This window comes from Streptomyces sp. NPDC006733 (assembly GCF_040636125.1).
Lineage (GTDB): Bacteria > Actinomycetota > Actinomycetes > Streptomycetales > Streptomycetaceae > Actinacidiphila.
Window position 1 is genome coordinate 74,553 of record NZ_JBEYJD010000026.1, and the last position, 16,440, is coordinate 90,992.

At 72.1% G+C, this 16,440-nt stretch carries 14 protein-coding genes; 5 read left to right on the forward strand and 9 right to left on the reverse strand.

Annotated elements, in window-relative coordinates; genetic code table 11:
• Positions 1 to 62: 62 nt before the first annotated feature.
• Positions 63 to 1,856 (reverse strand): protein kinase, encoded by a 1,794-nt coding sequence (locus ABZ721_RS23250; RefSeq protein ID WP_358790595.1) that lies wholly within the window; start codon positions 1,854 to 1,856, stop codon positions 63 to 65.
• A gap of 223 nt (positions 1,857 to 2,079) precedes the next feature.
• Here ABZ721_RS23250 and helR point away from each other — a divergent pair, with 223 nt between their 5' ends.
• Positions 2,080 to 4,224: an RNA polymerase recycling motor ATPase HelR gene (gene helR, locus ABZ721_RS23255; RefSeq protein ID WP_358790596.1), complete on the forward strand. Its 2,145-nt coding sequence runs from the start codon at positions 2,080 to 2,082 to the stop codon at positions 4,222 to 4,224.
• 64 nt (positions 4,225 to 4,288) lie between these two features.
• Here helR and ABZ721_RS23260 read toward each other — a convergent pair whose 3' ends face one another.
• From ABZ721_RS23260 to ABZ721_RS23280, 5 genes are all read right to left on the reverse strand, one after another.
• Positions 4,289 to 5,437 carry a 3-oxoacyl-[acyl-carrier-protein] synthase III C-terminal domain-containing protein gene (locus ABZ721_RS23260; RefSeq protein ID WP_358790597.1) on the reverse strand — a complete coding sequence of 383 codons (1,149 nt, stop codon included), beginning with the start codon at positions 5,435 to 5,437 and terminating at the stop codon, positions 4,289 to 4,291.
• A gap of 129 nt (positions 5,438 to 5,566) precedes the next feature.
• Positions 5,567 to 6,382: an enoyl-CoA hydratase/isomerase family protein gene (locus tag ABZ721_RS23265; RefSeq protein WP_358790598.1), complete on the reverse strand. Its 816-nt coding sequence runs from the start codon at positions 6,380 to 6,382 to the stop codon at positions 5,567 to 5,569.
• Positions 6,379 to 7,182: an SDR family oxidoreductase gene (locus tag ABZ721_RS23270; protein ID WP_358790599.1), complete on the reverse strand. Its 804-nt coding sequence runs from the start codon at positions 7,180 to 7,182 to the stop codon at positions 6,379 to 6,381. The genes ABZ721_RS23265 and ABZ721_RS23270 overlap by 4 nt, the downstream gene beginning before the upstream one ends.
• A 154-nt stretch (positions 7,183 to 7,336) precedes the next feature.
• Positions 7,337 to 8,221 (reverse strand): class I SAM-dependent methyltransferase, encoded by an 885-nt coding sequence (locus ABZ721_RS23275; RefSeq protein ID WP_358790600.1) that lies wholly within the window; start codon positions 8,219 to 8,221, stop codon positions 7,337 to 7,339.
• A gap of 114 nt (positions 8,222 to 8,335) precedes the next feature.
• Positions 8,336 to 10,549, reverse strand: coding sequence for an MMPL family transporter (locus ABZ721_RS23280; RefSeq protein ID WP_358790601.1), 2,214 nt, complete (start codon positions 10,547 to 10,549; stop codon positions 8,336 to 8,338).
• Positions 10,550 to 10,815: 266 nt separating this feature from the next.
• Here ABZ721_RS23280 and ABZ721_RS23285 point away from each other — a divergent pair, with 266 nt between their 5' ends.
• The 3 genes from ABZ721_RS23285 (at position 10,816) to ABZ721_RS23295 (ending at position 13,989) form a co-directional block, all read left to right on the forward strand.
• On the forward strand, positions 10,816 to 12,009 hold the full coding sequence (locus ABZ721_RS23285; RefSeq protein ID WP_358790602.1) for a histidine kinase: 1,194 nt from the start codon (positions 10,816 to 10,818) through the stop codon (positions 12,007 to 12,009).
• Positions 12,006 to 12,683 carry a response regulator transcription factor gene (locus ABZ721_RS23290; RefSeq protein ID WP_358790603.1) on the forward strand — a complete coding sequence of 226 codons (678 nt, stop codon included), beginning with the start codon at positions 12,006 to 12,008 and terminating at the stop codon, positions 12,681 to 12,683. Before ABZ721_RS23285 ends, ABZ721_RS23290 begins: the two co-directional genes overlap by 4 nt.
• A gap of 73 nt (positions 12,684 to 12,756) precedes the next feature.
• Positions 12,757 to 13,989 (forward strand): cytochrome P450, encoded by a 1,233-nt coding sequence (locus ABZ721_RS23295; protein ID WP_358790604.1) that lies wholly within the window; start codon positions 12,757 to 12,759, stop codon positions 13,987 to 13,989.
• Between the two features lie 27 nt (positions 13,990 to 14,016).
• Here ABZ721_RS23295 and pip read toward each other — a convergent pair whose 3' ends face one another.
• The 3 genes from pip to ABZ721_RS23310 form a co-directional block, all read right to left on the reverse strand.
• On the reverse strand, positions 14,017 to 14,976 hold the full coding sequence (gene pip, locus ABZ721_RS23300; protein WP_358790605.1) for a prolyl aminopeptidase: 960 nt from the start codon (positions 14,974 to 14,976) through the stop codon (positions 14,017 to 14,019).
• Between the two features lie 78 nt (positions 14,977 to 15,054).
• The gene (locus ABZ721_RS23305) at positions 15,055 to 15,330 is read right to left on the reverse strand and encodes a hypothetical protein (RefSeq protein WP_358790606.1); all 276 of its coding nucleotides are present in this window, start codon (positions 15,328 to 15,330) and stop codon (positions 15,055 to 15,057) included.
• Positions 15,331 to 15,439: 109 nt separating this feature from the next.
• Positions 15,440 to 15,844, reverse strand: a complete 405-nt coding sequence (locus ABZ721_RS23310; protein ID WP_358790607.1) for a DUF4190 domain-containing protein — start codon at positions 15,842 to 15,844, stop codon at positions 15,440 to 15,442.
• 204 nt (positions 15,845 to 16,048) lie between these two features.
• Here ABZ721_RS23310 and ABZ721_RS23315 point away from each other — a divergent pair, with 204 nt between their 5' ends.
• Positions 16,049 to 16,372: a putative quinol monooxygenase gene (locus tag ABZ721_RS23315; RefSeq protein ID WP_358790608.1), complete on the forward strand. Its 324-nt coding sequence runs from the start codon at positions 16,049 to 16,051 to the stop codon at positions 16,370 to 16,372.
• Positions 16,373 to 16,440 lie beyond the last annotated feature (68 nt).

A 16,440-nucleotide genomic window follows, 5' to 3' on the forward strand; every position in this document is an offset into this window, starting at 1 on the left:
ACGTCACCCGTGGTGGGTCGCCCGGAGCGAGTGACCCACCACGGGTTGGGGCGTCACATTCCCTAATCCCCGGCGGGCATCGTCCTGGTGACCTTGCCCTGCGGATCGGCCTCCAGATAGCCGCCGTCGTAGGCGTCGGCGAGGTAGACGGCCATGGCCGCCGGGGTGTGGAAGATGTTGTTGGGCTGGCGGATGACGAGGTAGCGCGACGTGGGCTTCGGTACGTTCAGGACCTTCTGCGCGCGAGTGAGAAGCGCGGGCAGGGCGTCCCAGTTGTAGGCGTCCATGCTGACGGGCGTGTCGCCGCCCGCCAGCGTGCCGCTGCTGGTGCCGCGGGTGACGCCCTGCCCGAGGCGGTAGTCGTAGCTGTCGTAGTGCGTGGCGCTGCCCTTCACCATGCCTTCGACGGAGATGTACTCCGGGTACACCACGAAGCGGCCGACCTTGTCGGTCCCCATCGCCGCCTTCAACTCCTTGATCGCCGCACGGATGCCGGCGGGCGTCAGCAGGTTTCCCGTCGCCGGGTCGTTCTTCGGCTCCGAGGTGGAGCGCGCGGTCGTCGGCGCCGCGCCCGGGGACGAAGGTGCGGAGGAGGTCGAACCGGGCGGCCCGGCCGCGGCGTTGTCGCCGGGGGACTCCGGCAGCAGCGTCCACACCAGCAGGCCCGTCAGCACGGTTCCGCAGACCGCGGAGCCGATCGCCACCCACCGACTGCGCGGTCGGCGCGGCCCGGTGCCGGCGGTCGAGCGCGTGGGGCCCGACTCCGGCGTCGCGTAGGGCGACGGATGGGAGGAGGGGTAGGGGGTGGGGTGCGGGGTGGTGTACGGGGCCGGATGGGGCGAGTCCGAGGGCCCGTTGCCGTGGGGAGGGGTGTCCTGGGGAGCGGGCGGTCCGGAGCCGTCGGGCCTGCCCGTGGGGGTCGGCGCGGCCGGGGGCCGCAGCTGGAAGGACGTCGCCTGCGGCACGGGCCCGGATCCGGTCGCCGTCCCCGGGCCGGGCCAGGTGCCGGACGACGGCTGCCAGGCGGCCGTCGCCAGCATGCGGTCCATGGTCTCGGCGTCCGGCCGGGCGGCCGGGTCCTTCACCAGAACGGCGTTGAGGAACTCGGTCAGCGGTCCCGCCTGGCGCGGTGGCGGGAGCTCCTCGCTGAGCACCGCGGCCAGGGTGGCCAGGGTGGTCGCCCTGCGCAGCGGGTGATGGCCCTCCACCGCCACGTAGAGCATCATCGCCAGGGACCACAGGTCCGCGCCGGCCCCGCCGCCGTCCCCGGTGATCCGCTCGGGGGCCATGAAGTCAGGGGTGCCGATCATCGACCCGGTGGCGGTCAGGACCGTGGACTCGCGGACCGCGGCGATACCGAAGTCGGTGAGCACCGGCCGTCCGTCGGGGCGGAGCAGGACGTTGGGGGGCTTGACGTCCCGGTGCTGGATTCCCACGGCGTGCGCGGCCCGCAGCGCCGCGAGCAGCTCGCGGCCCAGCAGGGCGGCCTGAGCGGGCTCCATCGGCCCGCGCGCCAGCCGGTCCTGCAGCGATCCGCCGGTCACCAGCTCCATCACGAGCCAGGGGTAGGTGCCTTCGCCGCCGTCGACGATGTGGTGGATGGTCACCACGTTCGGGTGCTCGACGCGGGCCAGCGCACGGGCCTCGCGCAGCACGCGGGCACGCAGCAGGCTCGCGGCGGCGGGATCGTACTCGGCCAGGGCCGGATCTGCGGGCCGGACCTCCTTGAGCGCCACCGCCCGGTCGAGCACGAGGTCCCGTGCCTGCCACACCAACCCCATGCCGCCGACGCCGAGCCGCGCCTCCAGCTCGAAGCGCCCGTCGATGACCCGTCTGCCGGATTCCCCGTTACTCATGGCCCGGAGCCTATGAGACGGACAGGAAGATCACATACCAGGGCCGCCAGGACTCCGCTACGCGCGAGGTACCAAGGGGGAGTGGGCGGCGCGGGCAACGAGGAATAGGCACTCCTTGCCACTCTCAACTTATAGCTCACCGGGGGGCTTGCGGCAAGGCCCCCGGGGTGGGGCAGAATCGCGGTCCTACCCCAGGACCTGCGTAAATAGGAGATCCACTCAGTTGACCAGCAGCGCTTTCGACCTGCCCGACCGCCTCCTCCACAAGGCCGCCCCAGCGCTGATCGCCGACGACGAGCGGCACTTCGCGGCCATCGCGGAGAGCCTGGCGCAGGCGATCGCCGAACTGTCCGACCGTCTCGACGCCGAACTCAGGTCACCCGGCGGCATCGGCCGGCAGGCGATGGACCGCGACATCGAGGTCCACCGGCTGACCACGCGCCTGCGCGCGCTGCGCCGCTTCGGTCTCGACCTGTGCCTGGGACACATCGTGCCCACGGACAGCCCCGAGCCCGTCTACATCGGACGCCTCGGCCTCACCGACAGCACCGGGCGCCGGCTGCTGATCGACTGGCGTTCCCCCGCGGCGGAACCGTTCTTCGCGGCGACCCACGGCAACCCGATGGGGCTGGCCAGCCGCCGGCGGTACCGCTGGACCCGCGGCCGGATCAGCGACTACTGGGACGAGGTGTTCACCGCGGACGGGCTCGAAGGGCGCGCCGCGCTCGACGACCAGTCCGCCTTCATCGCCAGCCTGGGCAGCAACCGGTCCGAGCGGATGCGGGACGTGCTCGCCACCATCCAGTCCGACCAGGACGCCATCATCCGGGCGGGTTCCCGCGGCACCCTCGTTGTCGACGGGGGGCCGGGCACGGGCAAGACCGTCGTCGCCCTGCACCGCTCCGCCTACCTGCTGTACTCGGACCCCCGACTCGGTCACCGTCGGGGCGGCGTGCTGTTCGTCGGGCCGCACCAGCCCTACCTGGCCTACGTCGCCGACGTCCTGCCCAGCCTCGGAGAGGAGGGAGTGCAGACCTGCACGCTGCGCGACCTCGTCGCGGAAGGGGCCGGCGCCGCGATCGAGAGCGACCCGGACGTGGCACTCCTGAAGGCGTCGGCCGACCTGGTGAAGGCGATCGAGCCCGCCGTCGGCCTCTACGAGGAGCCGCCCACCGAAGGCATGTCGGTCGAGACACACTGGGCCAGTATCTGGCTGGGCCCCCGCGACTGGGCGACGGCGTTCGACGCGGTGGAGCCGGGCACCCCGCACAACGAGGCGCACGACCAGATCATGGAGGAACTGCTCACGATCCTGATCGACAAGGACGAGAGCGAGGCTTCACCCGAGCTGCTGCGCAGGTCCCTGCTGCAGGACCGGGAGCTGCTCAGGGCGCTGCACCGGGCGTGGCCCCTGGTCGAGGCGACCGACCTCGTCGCGGATCTGTGGTCCGTCCCCGCCTACCTGCGCAAATGTGCTCCGTGGCTCGCCCCGGCCGACGTCAGGAAGCTGCGGCGCGCCGACTCCCAGGCCTGGACGGTGTCCGACCTGCCGCTGCTGGACGCGGCGCGGCAGCGGCTCGGTGACCCGAAGGCGTCCGGACGCATGCGGCGGAACGAGGCCGCGGTCGCCGCCGAGCGTGCGCGCCGGGCCGACGCCATCACCGGCATGCTGCAGAACGTGCAGATCGGTGAGGACGAAGGCGCGCTGGGCATGCTGCACGGACAGGACCTGCAGGACACCCTGATCGACAGGAGCGCACTGTCCCGCGGCGAACCCGACCTGCTCTCCGGCCCGTTCGCGCACGTCGTGGTGGACGAGGCGCAGGAACTGACCGACGCCGAGTGGCAGATGCTGCTGCTGCGCTGCCCGTCGCGCAGCTTCACCATCGTCGGTGACCGGGCGCAGGCCCGGCACGGCTTCACGGAGACGTGGCAGGAGCGGCTGGAGCGGATCGGCCTCGACCGGGTCACCGTGTCCTCCCTGAGCGTCAACTACCGGACGCCGGAGGAAGTCATGGCGGAGGCGGAGCCGGTGATCCGCGCCGAGTTGCCGGACGCCAACGTGCCGACCTCCGTGCGCAGCAGCGGCATCCCCATCGTGCACGGATCCGCCGGGGAGCTGGAGTCGATCCTGGACACATGGCTGGCCGCCCATGATGAAGGCATCGCCTGCGTCATCGGCGATCCCGCGTTCCGTGCGACGCCCCGCGTCCGGTCGCTGACCCCGGAGCTGTCGAAAGGGCTCGAGTTCGACCTGGTCATCCTCGTCGACCCCGCGTCCTTCGGCACGGGGATCGAGGGAGCGGTCGACCGCTACGTCGCGATGACCCGGGCGACGCAGCAACTCGTCGTCCTCACGAGCCCCTGACGGGAGGACGTGAGGACGAACGAGTTCGGGGCGGGCGGCGCGGTCGAGCCGGGCGGGTGTGCGCTCAGGCCGTCGCCGTCGCCGTCGCCGTCGCCGTCGCCGGCTGCCGGAGGCCGGGGATGCGGATCGGGGTGATGAACGCGCCGCGTTCGGGCCCCGATCCGACCACCGAGAAGCAGGCCCGGTCGCCGTAGGAGAGGTTGCCCTCCAACTGGTCCGCGTGGAGCAGCGCCAGAGTGGACGGCGACACGGTGTTGCCCAGGTGCCGCACGTTGCTGGGTGCCTTCTGCGCCGTCAGGCCGGTCTGCTGGACGAACTCCTCGACCAGGCGGGGGTTGGCCTGGTGGGTGTAGACCCGGCTGACCTGTTCCAGGTATCCCGGGCGCGCGGACTCCAGGGCCTGGTGGTTGAGCGTCATCCCGCCGCTGTAGTAGCGGGTGATCTCGGGCGGGTTCATGCCGAAGCAGGCCAGTTCCGCCGAACCGGGGGTGCCCGCGGGGCTGTCGGTGCCGCCGCCCAGGAAGTGGATCAGCGGGTCGTCGATCGCGGGCTCGTCGCCGAAGGACTGGCTGTCGCGGGAGTAGAGCACCAGGCCGTCGATGTCCTCGTCGCGTTCCAGCACCATGGCCGACGCGGCGTCGGAGAACAGGGCGGGCGCCGACCACATGTTCCTCCCGAACGGGTGGACGGCGTTGTCCCGGTAGGCCGGCAGGAGGGCGCCGTCGGCGCCGGTGCTGATCCTGCTGGGCACGCTGTAGGCGATCACCAGAGCGCGTTCGGCCTGCAGCCGGCCCACGAGGGCGGCCGCACGGGCCAGGCCCGCACAGCCCGCGCCCAGTTGCAGCGGCGGTACGTCGTCCGCGATGCCCAGCAGGCGCATCAGGGTGAAGGCGTCCTGGTCGAGCAGAATCTGGTACGGGTTGCAGGTCACCACAATGACGGCGTCGATGTCGCGGGGTTCGAGGCGCGCGCCGGCCAGCGCGGCCCGGGCGGTCTCGGCGACGGTTTCGGGGGTGGCGAACTGCTCCGGCCCCCAGCTCTTGCTCTCGACGCCGAGAAGGCGGGTGATGAAGGAGCCCTCCAGGGCCTTGCCGGGGTCGCGGCGGTCGGGGACCTGGGCGACCTTGGCCCAGGCGTCCATGGTGATCACCGGTCCCAGCGTGGTGTGGGCGCCGGTGAGGGCGTAGGGGAACGGGGCGGGAGCTGCGTGCATCAAGGCGGTGCCTTCGGTGTGGGGGACGGATGGCTCGCGCGTGGGCGCGCGACCGGGCCGGGAGGCGGTTCTGGCGGTTCTCGGGCGCTGTGACAGGGCGCTGTGAGCGTGCGGTGCGGGGCTGTCCGTTCAGGACACGGACGACACGGACGACACGGGGGGTGTGGGGGACGCGGAGGTCACGGGGGAAGCGGGGGACGCGGGGGTCTGGCGGAAACGGTGGAACCACCGGGTCCGCTCACCGGCGGCGAGGAGCGGGGCGAACAGCTCGCGCTCGTGGTCGAGACCCTGGGCGAGCGGGCCCTCCTGGGACGCGTCGATCGCCTGCTTGGCGGCGGCCAGCGCTCCGGCGGGATGCGCGGTGTAGCGCAGTGCCCACTCGGTGACGGCGGCGCGGAGGTCGGCGGCGGGGACGACGAGGTCGACCAGTCCGATCCGCAGGGCCTCGTCGGCGTCGACCTGCCGCCCCGAGAACACGATGTCCTTGGCGCGCGAGGTCCCGATCAGGCGCGGCAGCCGCTGCGTGCCTCCGGCGCCGGGGATGAGTCCGAGGGGTGTCTCGGGGAGACCGAACCGGGCGGTGGGGGAGCAGATGCGGAAGTCGGCGGCGAGGGCGAGTTCGCACCCGCCGCCCAGCGCCAGGCCCTGCACGGCCGCGATCACCGGGACGGGCAGCGCGGCGACCTCGCGGGTCAGACGGCTGATGCGGGCGGCGTACTCCGCCACCGCGTCCCCGGTCAGCGACGTCATCTCCTTGAGGTCCCCACCGGCCGAGAACGTGCCGTGCGCTCCGGTGAAGACCACGGCGCGGACGCCGGGCTGCCCGTCCACGGCGCGCAGGGCCCGCTCTGCGGCGAGTTGCAGGCCGCTGTCGAACAGGTTGAGCGGCGGCCGGTCGAGCTGGATCCAGGCCACGTTGCGGTGGATCTCCGTCCGCACCGTCACATCAGCCCCCCGTTGACCTCGAGGATGTGCCCGTTGACGTACGAGGCTGCCGGGCTGACGAGGAACACGGCCGCGTCCACCGCCTCCTGCGCCGTTCCCGCCCGGCCCGCGAGCATCCGCGGCCAGTACAGCGCGCGCAGCCGTTCGTCCGCGCCGACGATCTCTCCCATGCCCACGCTCAGGATCCCGGGGGACAGGCAGTTGACGCGGATACCACGGGGAGCGCACTCCACCGCGCAGCAGCGGGTGAAGGCCTCGATCGCCGCCTTGGACGTGGCATAAGCGCTCGCGCCGGGCACCGCGCGCGTGGCCATCGCCGACGAGACCGTGAGGATGCTGCCGCCGGACCGCAGATGCGGCAGCGCCGCCTGCACGGTGTGGAAGACCCCGTCCACGTTGGTGCTCATCACGTCGCGCCAGTCGTGCGCGCTGAGTCGCGCGACCCCGCCGTTGCGGGTGACGCCCGCGTTGGCCACGACGATGTCGATGCCCCCGAAGTGCCCGGCGGTCTCCGTCATCAGCTGCCGCAGCGCGTCGGGGTCACGGACATCGGCGGGGAGGAAGGCGGCCCGGTCCCCGTTTCCGGCCAGCAGCTGCATGACGTCGCCGGCGCTGCGCGCTGCGCACATAACCCGGGCGCCGGCGGCGAGGAAACCTTTCGCCAGTTGCCGACCCAGCCCTGTGGAACCCCCTGTGACGACGGCGGTCAATCCCTGGAGGACCTGCGGAACCGGCATCCCGTCGGACGCCCGCTCCGCTGTCCTGCCCGGCGGGTCGGTCTGCTGGACAATCGAGGTCACGTTTCAGCCTCCTGCATGCGAATGGCGAGATTTCTCTCCTGCACACGGAACATAGCCCGACCAAGATCCGCTCTCTGCGGCCGAATGGGGCACCCCGCCATGGGTCAAGGGGTCGACGTGGAAGCTGTTTCACTCGATCCGGTGAATCCGTCCGTCACCTCTGATTGACGCCGGGCGTCGGATTTCCGGAAACCGGTGCGGGATCGCCTTTCAGCCAGACGAACACCTCGGTGCCCGGCTGGCGTTCGGAGAACCGGCCGGCCGGGGAGTGGTCCCGCAGCAGGTCGCGCAGGTCGGCCTCGAATGCGGCGCGCCGCGGGCCGAACAGGTGCGGAGCCGAGGACGACAGGGAGAACGTCCACGCGACGACCTCGTCGGCGGAGCGTTCCAGCGGCTCTCCGCCGGGGACGACATGATGCCGGGGGCCGGCGAAGCCCGCCCGGGTGAGGACCGCCGCCTCTCCGCCGGCCGTGCCGTGCGGCAACAGCCCCTGGCCGGCCCGTCGGACCGGCCCCAGGTACTGCTTGACCAAGCGGTCCACCGCGTCGTAGGGCACTGCCGGATGGGGCAGGGCATCGACCGGGCGATCGGGCGTCTTCACCTCCGCGATGTGTACCAGCGCCCCGCCGCGCCCGAGCATCCCCTTGACGGTGGCCGCCACCCGCTCCCGGTCCATCCAGTGGAAGGACTGGCCGAAGGTGGCGACGGTGAACGTGCCGAGCCCCGCGGGCAGCTCCTCGGCCCGGGCCCGCACCCACCGCGCCTTTTCAGCCACGCCCGCCCGCGCGGCGCCGCGCTCGGCTTCGGCGATCATTCCGCCGTCCGGATCCACGCCGACGACCTCGGCGAACAGGTGCGCCAGGCGCAGCGCGAGCGTGCCCGGACCGCACCCCGCGTCGAGCAGCCGCCCCCGCCCGTCGAGCCGGAGGACGCCGGCGAGCAGGTCCGCGAGGCCGGGGGCGTAGGGCAGTCTGCCGCGCCCGTAGTAGGCGGCCGTGCCCGCGAACAACGTCTCGTCCCACCGCCAGTCCGGGACCACGGTCCGACCACCACCTCTCGCAGCGCTGCGTGCCTGTCCGGTGGCCTGATGATTCCACGGCGTGGCCGCCGACCGGAGTCGGCGGCCACGGGTGCGGGGACACCGGCGGGCGGGTCAGTAGGTCGGAACCCGGTCCCGTTCCTGCGCCGGCAGGTCGGCGCTGTGCTGCGGTTGGTGCGTGGTGTGCCGGCCGGGGCGGATCGGCCACCAGATGCTCCGGCCCAGCAGCGCGGCGAGCGCGGGTACCAGGACGATGGACAGGACGAACGCGGAGAGCATGATGCCCAGAGCCGTCGCGAACCCGACCTGCTGGCTCGATGGGGTGGCGGCGAGGCTCGCGAAGGAGCCGGCCAGGACCAGGCCCGCGGTCGCGATGGCCGGTGCGGTGTGCCGCACGGCCCGGGCCACGGCCGCGCGGGCCGGCCCCGGCCGCTCCATCTCCTCCCGTATGCGGTCGCTGATGAGGATGTTGTAGTCGGTGCCCAGCGCGACGACGAACAGGAAGAGCACCAGGGGAAGGGTGAAGTTGACGCCCGGCTTGTCCAGCAGGTGCTGGAACAGCAGCGTGGAGGCGCCGAGGGTGGCGGCGAAACCGAGGCCGACGGAGAGCATGAGGATCATCGGCGCGAGCAGGCTGCGCAGCAGGACGAGCAGGATCAGGGAGATCAGCACGGCCGCGACCGGGAACACGATCTTCAGGTCGTGGTCGACGGCGGTCGAGATGTCGGCGAAGATCGCCGCTGTCCCGCCGACGTGTGCGGTCGTCCCTGCCGGGGTGTGCGCGGCGACCGCGTCGCGGACCGGTCCGGACACCAGATCCCGGGCCTGCTGGGTCTGCGGGTCCGAGGTCAGGTACAGGTCGATCCGGGCGGCCCGGTGGTCCTGGTTGAGGGTGGTGCCGCCCACCTTGCCCACGCCCTTGACCTCGGTCAGTGCCCGGGACAGGCCGTCGAGCCGGTCCGGGGCCAGAGTGCCGCCGTCCTTCGCGGTCACGTAGACGCTCGTCGGGTCGGAGACGCCGGCCGGCAGCGCGCGGGAGATCTCGGCGGCGGTGGCGGCCGCCGGGGTGCTCTCGTCCCCGCCGCCCACGCCGTAGTCCATGCGGATCCCGACCAGTCCGGCGGCCAGCGCGCCCAGCAGGGCGACCGAGGCGACGAGCATCATCAGCGGCCGACGGGCGACCAGGTCGCCCAGCCGGGCGGCGGAGCCCGCGCGGGGCGCGCGCTTGAGGGCCCGCGAGGGCCAGAACATCTTGCGTCCGGCAGCCGCCAGCATGGCCGGCATCAAGGTGAGCGAGCCCAGCAGCATGACCAGGACCGACACGGCGATGGCCGGGCCCAGCACGCGGAACTGCCCGAAGGTTGCGACCCCGAGGGTGGCGAAGGCGGCCACGATGGTCAGCGCCGCCGAGGTGATCGCGGTGCCCACCCGGCCCGAGACCTCACCGGCCACGGTGCGGGCGTTCGCCTCCGGGTGAGCCCGCAGCTGCTCGCGGAAGCGGAACAGCAGGAACAGCAGGTAGTCGATGCCGATACCGAGCAGGACCACGCTGATCAGCGACGGTGTGCCGGAGTCGAGTTTGATCCCGGTGAGCATCGCGGCGCCGACCACGGCACCCGAGGCCACCCCGCCGATGAAGGTGACCGCGAGGAGCGGGAGCAGGGCCGCGAGGACGCTCCGGAACACCAGCACGTTGAGCAGCACGATGAGCCCGATGACGAGCATCGACGTCACCTTCGCCGCGGTCTCCCCGGCGTCGGTGGTGTCCACGGTGTCGGCCAGACCGCCGGTGAACCCGGTGCGCATCCCCGCGTCGGTGAAGTGCGCGCGGGCGGCGTCGCGGAAGGCGCGGTACAGGTCCTGCATGCCGGGGGCGGAGGAGTTGCCGATCAGCTCCGCGGAGAGCAGCTCGAAAGTCCGGTCGGGCGCGGTCATGGCCGGGGTGATGCGCGGTGTCTGCGAGTAGTCCTTGAGCAGGAACGACGGCCCGCCGTCCGCGGGCTCGGGCATGGTGACCCGCTGCCGGCTCAGCTTCTCCGCCTCGGCGCGGATCAGCCGCTGGTCCGCGGTGGTCAGAGCCCTGCCGTCCGGTCGGGCGACCAGCACGGTGACCGTATTGGCGTCGGGTTTCACCCCGAACCGGTTCTCGGCGATATCCAGCGCGGCGGCCGAATCGTAGCTCTTGGGCAGGAAGTCCCCGGTCTGGTTCTGCGTGACGCGGTAGATCAACGTGGAGCTCACGAAGGTCAGGACAATACCCAGCACCGCCCAGACGGCGATGACCTTCCACGGGTTTCTGGTGGAGAATCCGGTCAGGGCGCGGATCACTGTTTCCTCCGGCGATTGAATGCGTTGCCGGGGGCTCCCGGCCGAATTCCAGACCATCACGCGAGGACCGTCGAGATCATCGGTGCACAGGATGAACGGCGTCAGGGGTCCGGGGTCCGGCCGGCGGCCCGGACCAGGACCGTGGTCCTGGTCGAAGATCAGCCGCTGGGGCAATGTCCGGCCGCCGGTCCGGTGCGAGAATGGATCACGGACAGCAGCCCGGCCGCGCCGGGAGACCCCGGAGCGCCGGGAGGAGGAGAGCCACCATGCGAACGCGCCGCTACACCGCGCCCCTGCTCTCCGGCGCCGTGCCATGGACCCGCAACGACGGTCTCATGACCGTCGGGGCCGCGGTCGTGGACCTGCTCGGCTACCTGATCGGCAGCCAGGGCGGCGACCATTCCGTCTCGGCGCTCGGTGTCATCCTCGTCGTCCTGTCGGCGCTGCCGCTGCTGGCCCGCCGCACCCACCCGCTGGCGGCCTTCGGCGCGGTGCTGATCCTCACCTCGGCGCTGAATCTGGCCTCGGCGCAGTCCAGCCACTTCGGCGCGGTCATCACGGTGGGCCTGTACTCCGCCGCCCGGGTCGCCTCCGCGGCGGTGACAGCGGCGGTGTCCGTGGCGACGGTGGCGCTGACGCTGCTGAGCCAGAGCTCCGGGCGGAGCATGTCGCGGACGGACATCCTCGCCAACGTCACCGCCGTCCTGCTCGTCGTCATCACGGCGAACGTCGTCAAGCGCTGGCAGCAGGAGGTCACGGCGACCCGCAGACTGCTGGCCGACCGGGCGGTGGCCGACGAGCGCCGTCGCATCGCCCGCGAGCTGCACGACATCGTGGCCCACCACATCACGACCATGCAGCTCATGGCCGGCGGAGCACGGGCCAACCTCGCGGGCAACCCCGATGCCGCGCGGGACGCGCTGCTCACCTTGGAGTCGTCCGGGCGGATGGCCCTGGGGGAGATGCGCCAGCTCCTGGACGTGCTACGCGCCGGCGACGAACCGGAGCTCGCGCCCCAGGCGCCGCAGCCCGGCGCCGGCGACATCGACCGCATCGTCGCCGAGTCCCGGCTGGCGGGCCTGCCCACCGAGTTCCGGGTCTGCGGCCCGGAGCGGGCCCTGCCGCCGACCGTCGGGCTCACCGTGTTCCGGGTCGTCCAGGAAGCCCTCACCAACGCCCGCAAGCACGCCGGCCGCCGGGCCCGGGCGTCGGTGCAGCTGACGTACCTTCCGGACCGGATCGACGTCGAGGTGCTGGACGACGGCGCGGGCGCGCTGGTGCCGGTGGGAGCGCTGGAGTCGGCAGCGGCCGCCCGCAGCGGCTACGGTCTGATCGGCATGCGGGAGCGTGTCGTCCTGCAGGGCGGCACCCTGGAGACCGGCGGGCTCGACGGCGGCGGATTCCGGGTGGCGGCCAGCCTGCCCCTGGGGCCGGCCGAGCGAGAGGAACTTCTCCATTGAGCGGGGCCCCACCGAAGATCAGCGTGCTGATCGCCGACGACCAGCCGCTGGTGCGGCGCGGACTGGCACTGATCCTCGCCCCCGACCCGGCGTTCGAGGTGGTGGCCGAGGCCGAGGACGGCGAACAGGCCGTCGCGCTCGCGCACCGGTTCCGCCCGGATGTCGTCGTGATGGACATCCGGATGCCCGTCCTGGACGGTGTGCAGGCGACCGAGCAGCTCGCCGCCACCCTCCCCGGATGCCGGGTGCTGGCCCTGAGCACCTTCGACATGGACGAGTACGTCGTCGGCGCCCTGCGCGCCGGTGCCTACGGATTCCTGCCCAAGGACATCTCGCCGGAGGAACTCGTCGCGGCGATCCACATCGTGCACGCCGGTGAGGCCACCGTCGCACCCCGCCTGCTCACCCGGCTCATCTCGACCTACGTCAGAGCCCCGCGCCGCCCACAACCGGCTCCGCTCGCTCTGGGCGACCTCACGCCCCGCGAGGTCGAGGTGTGGCGCCTGATCGCCACCGGCTTGGACAACGCCGAGATCGCCCGCGCTCTGGACATCACCGTCTCGACCGTGAAGAACTACATCACCAGCATCTTCGACAAACTCAGCGTCCGCGACCGCGCCCAGGCAGTGATCGCCGCCTACGAGACGGGCCTCGTCGAGACCGGGGACAAGTAGCACCGCAGCGTCGTCGCTCCCCCTCGCCCAGCGGTCCTGAACGAACCGCTCGTGGTGAACCTAGGGTGGGACCATGTCCAACTCCACGGCGGGCAGCGCCCCGTCCTTCGACCCGGCCGAGCTGATCGACGACCCGCACACCGTGTACGCGCGGCTGCGCGAGGCGGGGCCCGTCCACCGGATCACCGGGACGGACGGGCTGCCGGCGTGGCTGGTCACCCGCTACGCCGATGTGCGCCGGGCGCTGGCGGACCCGCGGCTCGCCCTGGACAAGCGCAACGCGCGGCCCGGCGGCTACCAAGGGCTGGCCCTGCCGCCCGCGTTGGACGCGAACCTGCTCAACATGGACCCGCCGGACCACACCCGCATCCGCCGGCTGGTCGCGCAGGCCTTCACCCCCCGCCGGATCGAGGAGCTGCGCGCTCCGATCCGGCGGATCGCCGACGCGCTGCTGGACGACATGGCCCCGCACGGCCGCGCCGACCTGATCGCCGCGTACGCGGCGCCACTGCCGATCACCGTCATCTGCGACCTGCTCGGCGTGGCTCCGGCGGACCGCCAGGACTTCCGGTCCTGGACCGACGCCCTCATCACCCCGGACCCCGCCCGGCCCACCGGTGCGCGGGAGGCGATCGGGAAGATGCTGGGGTACTTCACCCACCTGATCGCGGACAAGCGGCAGCACCCGGCCGACGACCTGCTCTCGGCGATGATCGCCGCCCGCGACGAGGACGGCGCCGCCGGGCTCGGGCAGGGTGGTGCGGACCGGCTCAGTGAGGACGAGTTGATGTCCCTGGTCTTCCTCATCCTGTTCGCCGGATACGAGAACACCATCCACCTCGTCGGCAACGCCGTCTCGGCCCTGCTCGCCGCCCCTGGCCAACTTGCCGCGCTCCGCGCGGACCTGAGCGGAGTGGGCGGCGCGGTCGCGGAGTTCGCCCGCTACGACGGGCCCGCGCCGCTGGCGATCCGCCGCTTCCCGCTGGAGGACATCACGGTCGGCGGAGTCACCATCCCGGCCGGCGAGACCGTCCTGCTGTCCCTGGCCGCGGCCAACCGCGATCCCGGGCAGTTCACCGACCCCCACCGCCTCGACATCACCCGCGATGCCACCGGCCACCTGGCCCTCGGGCACGGCATCCACTACTGCCTCGGCGCGCCGCTGGCCCGTCTGGAGACCGAGATCGCCCTCACCGCGCTGCTCGAGCGCTTTCCCCGACTCGCCCTCGACACCCCGCCGGACGCCCTGCGCCGGCGGCCCTCGATGCGTGCCCGGGGACTGCTCGACCTCCCGGTGCGCTTCTGAGCGGCTCGGCCGGGCATCCGGCCGGGTTCACCGTGCCGCGAACCGGTCGAACGTCTCGTACAGGGCCGCGCTCATGGCGGCGCTGCCCTTGTGGCCGGAGTCGGCGATGACCCGCAGCTCCGCGCCGGGCCAGGCGCGGCTGAGTTCCCAGGCGGTGCCCAGCGGGCCGCTCATGTCGAGCCGGCCGTGGATCAGGACACCGGGGATCCCGGCCAGCCGGCCCGCGTCGCGGATCAGCTGGCCGTCCTCCAGCCAGCCCCCGTGGGCGAAGTAGTGGGCGCAGATCCGTACGAAGGCCAGCATCGCCTGCGGCGGCCGGTCGCTGTACGGGGTGGGCGCGCCCTGGGGTTCCGCGGACAGGACCGCGTCCTCCCAGGCACACCAGTCGAGCGCGGCCCTGGTGCGTACGTTCAGGTCCGGGTGGTTCATCAGGCGTGCGTACGCGGCGACGAGGTCACCGTCGCGGTCCGCTTCGCCCGCCCCGGCGCGAAACCGCTCCCAGGCCTCGGGGAAGAAGCGGCCGGCGCCGCGGTAGAGCCAGTCGATCTCGGTGCGCCGTGAGGTGGTGACGGCGAGCAGGACGATCTCCGACACCCGCTCCGGGTGCCGTTCGGCGTACGCGAGGCTGAGCGTGGACCCCCAAGAGCTGCCGAACAGCAGCCACCGCTCGACCCCGAGGTGCTCCCGCAGCCGCTCCATGTCGGCCAGCAGATGCTCCGTGGTGTTGAGGCTCATGTCGGTCGCCGGATCGCCGGCATGGGGCGTGCTGCGCCCGCATCCGCGCTGGTCGAACAGGATGATGCGGTAGCGCTCGGGGTCGAAGGAGCTGCGGCGGCCGGCCGAGCTGCCCGAACCGGGGCCGCCGTGGACGACCAGGGCGGGTTTGCCGTCGGGGTTGCCGCACACCTCCCAGTGGACGAGGTTGCCGTCGCCGGTACTGAGCAGGCCGTGGTCGTGGGGCTCGATCGGCGGGTAGGGCGCTGCCATGGGTTGGCTCTCTTTCCTGCGCGTTCGTCCGAGGTCACCCGGACAGGCACAAGCCGCACACCTTACCCACCCGGGTGGTCACTTCTTGCGGTCCCAGGGGATCGGATAGGAGACGCTGGGCTCCGGCCGGACGGGCGGAACCGTGTGGGCGCCGGGGAGGACGACCGGGTACACCGCCGTCGAGGCGGGCCGGGGCGCCGTCCCCGGCTGGTTCGCGGTGCTCGCCGCACTGTTGTGGAACATCACCAGCGCCACGATGGCCAGCAGGACAAGGAGCGTTCCGTTGCCGGACCCTTCCCTGCGGCGCCAGTAGCGCCGGACCACGGGGCCGTCCGCACGCGCGTATCGGTTCATCCAGAGCATGAGCGACACCCTTCCCGGGCGTTCGCCGCCATCGATACACCGGCAGAAGGGCCGATTCCCCGGACGCACCGGGAAGCCGGCCCTCAAGCCGGGTCGGGCGTCAGTGACTGATGTCGTCGGAGAAGTCCTGCTGGCACTGCTGCTTCTGCGCCTGCGTCTGGGCCTTGTCCAGGCATGACTGCAGGTCCTTGCCGCTGTCGGAGTTCAGGATGGCCACCCCGGCGGCCATCAGCACGCCGAGCAGCACGATCGCGACCGCACCCAGCACGGTGCCCGCGGTCGCCATGCCCTTGTTCGTGGCCTCACCGCGATTGGCGCGGCGCCGGCCGAGAATACCGAGCACAATGGCGATGACCGCCATCGGAATGGCTGCGAACCACAGCCAGAACATGAGCACCGACAAGATACCCAGAACGAGCGCGGCAATTCCGAACCCGTTGCGGGCCGGGCCGCCGGCGGCGGGGTGACCGTAGGCGGCGGTCCGGGAGTCGTGTGTGGCGGCCATCGTCGGCTCCTCCTTCAATAGGCTGATGCAATGCGCCTGCCCTGACTCCTTCCCTTCACGCAACGCCTCTTTCCCATGGGGGCAGTTGGCGTGCCGCCCGCCCGGGGGAATTCGCGGGCGGGTACCGCGTTGGAGCTGCGGAAGGGTGGATTCCGTAGGGGCGTGTCCCGGTGCGGGAAATTCGCGATGGCCTAGAATCAGCGAATGATCTTTATCGTCGTCAAGTTCCCGGTGAAGCCCGAGTACGCGCAGGAGTGGCTGACACACGTCGACGCCTTCACCACCGCCACCCGCGCGGAGCCCGGCAACCTGTGGTTCGAGTGGTCGCGCAGCATCGAGGACCCCGACACGTACGTCCTGGTCGAGGCGTTCCGGAACGACGCGGGAGCGGCACACGTGAACTCCGACCACTTCCGGGCGGCGTTGGAGCGGATGCGCCCGCTGCTGCGGCGCACCCCCGACATCGTGAGCACCACGATCGAGGACGCGGACGGCTGGAGCGCCATGGGCGAGCTCACGATCGACTGACCGCGGTCCGCACTCCCCGCACCGCCGTGAACGCTGCCGACCCGTCCCGCACGCGAGGCCGCGACCTT

Coding starts and splice junctions, on each gene's coding strand:
- ABZ721_RS23250 (WP_358790595.1), bottom strand. CDS start 1,856: ATGAGTAACGGGGAATCCGGCAGACGGGTCATCGACGGGCGCTTCGAG.
- ABZ721_RS23260 (WP_358790597.1), bottom strand. CDS start 5,437: ATGCACGCAGCTCCCGCCCCGTTCCCCTACGCCCTCACCGGCGCCCAC.
- ABZ721_RS23285 (WP_358790602.1), top strand. CDS start 10,816: ATGCGAACGCGCCGCTACACCGCGCCCCTGCTCTCCGGCGCCGTGCCA.
- ABZ721_RS23295 (WP_358790604.1), top strand. CDS start 12,757: ATGTCCAACTCCACGGCGGGCAGCGCCCCGTCCTTCGACCCGGCCGAG.
- pip (WP_358790605.1), bottom strand. CDS start 14,976: ATGGCAGCGCCCTACCCGCCGATCGAGCCCCACGACCACGGCCTGCTC.
- ABZ721_RS23305 (WP_358790606.1), bottom strand. CDS start 15,330: ATGAACCGATACGCGCGTGCGGACGGCCCCGTGGTCCGGCGCTACTGG.
- ABZ721_RS23310 (WP_358790607.1), bottom strand. CDS start 15,844: ATGGCCGCCACACACGACTCCCGGACCGCCGCCTACGGTCACCCCGCC.
- ABZ721_RS23315 (WP_358790608.1), top strand. CDS start 16,049: ATGATCTTTATCGTCGTCAAGTTCCCGGTGAAGCCCGAGTACGCGCAG.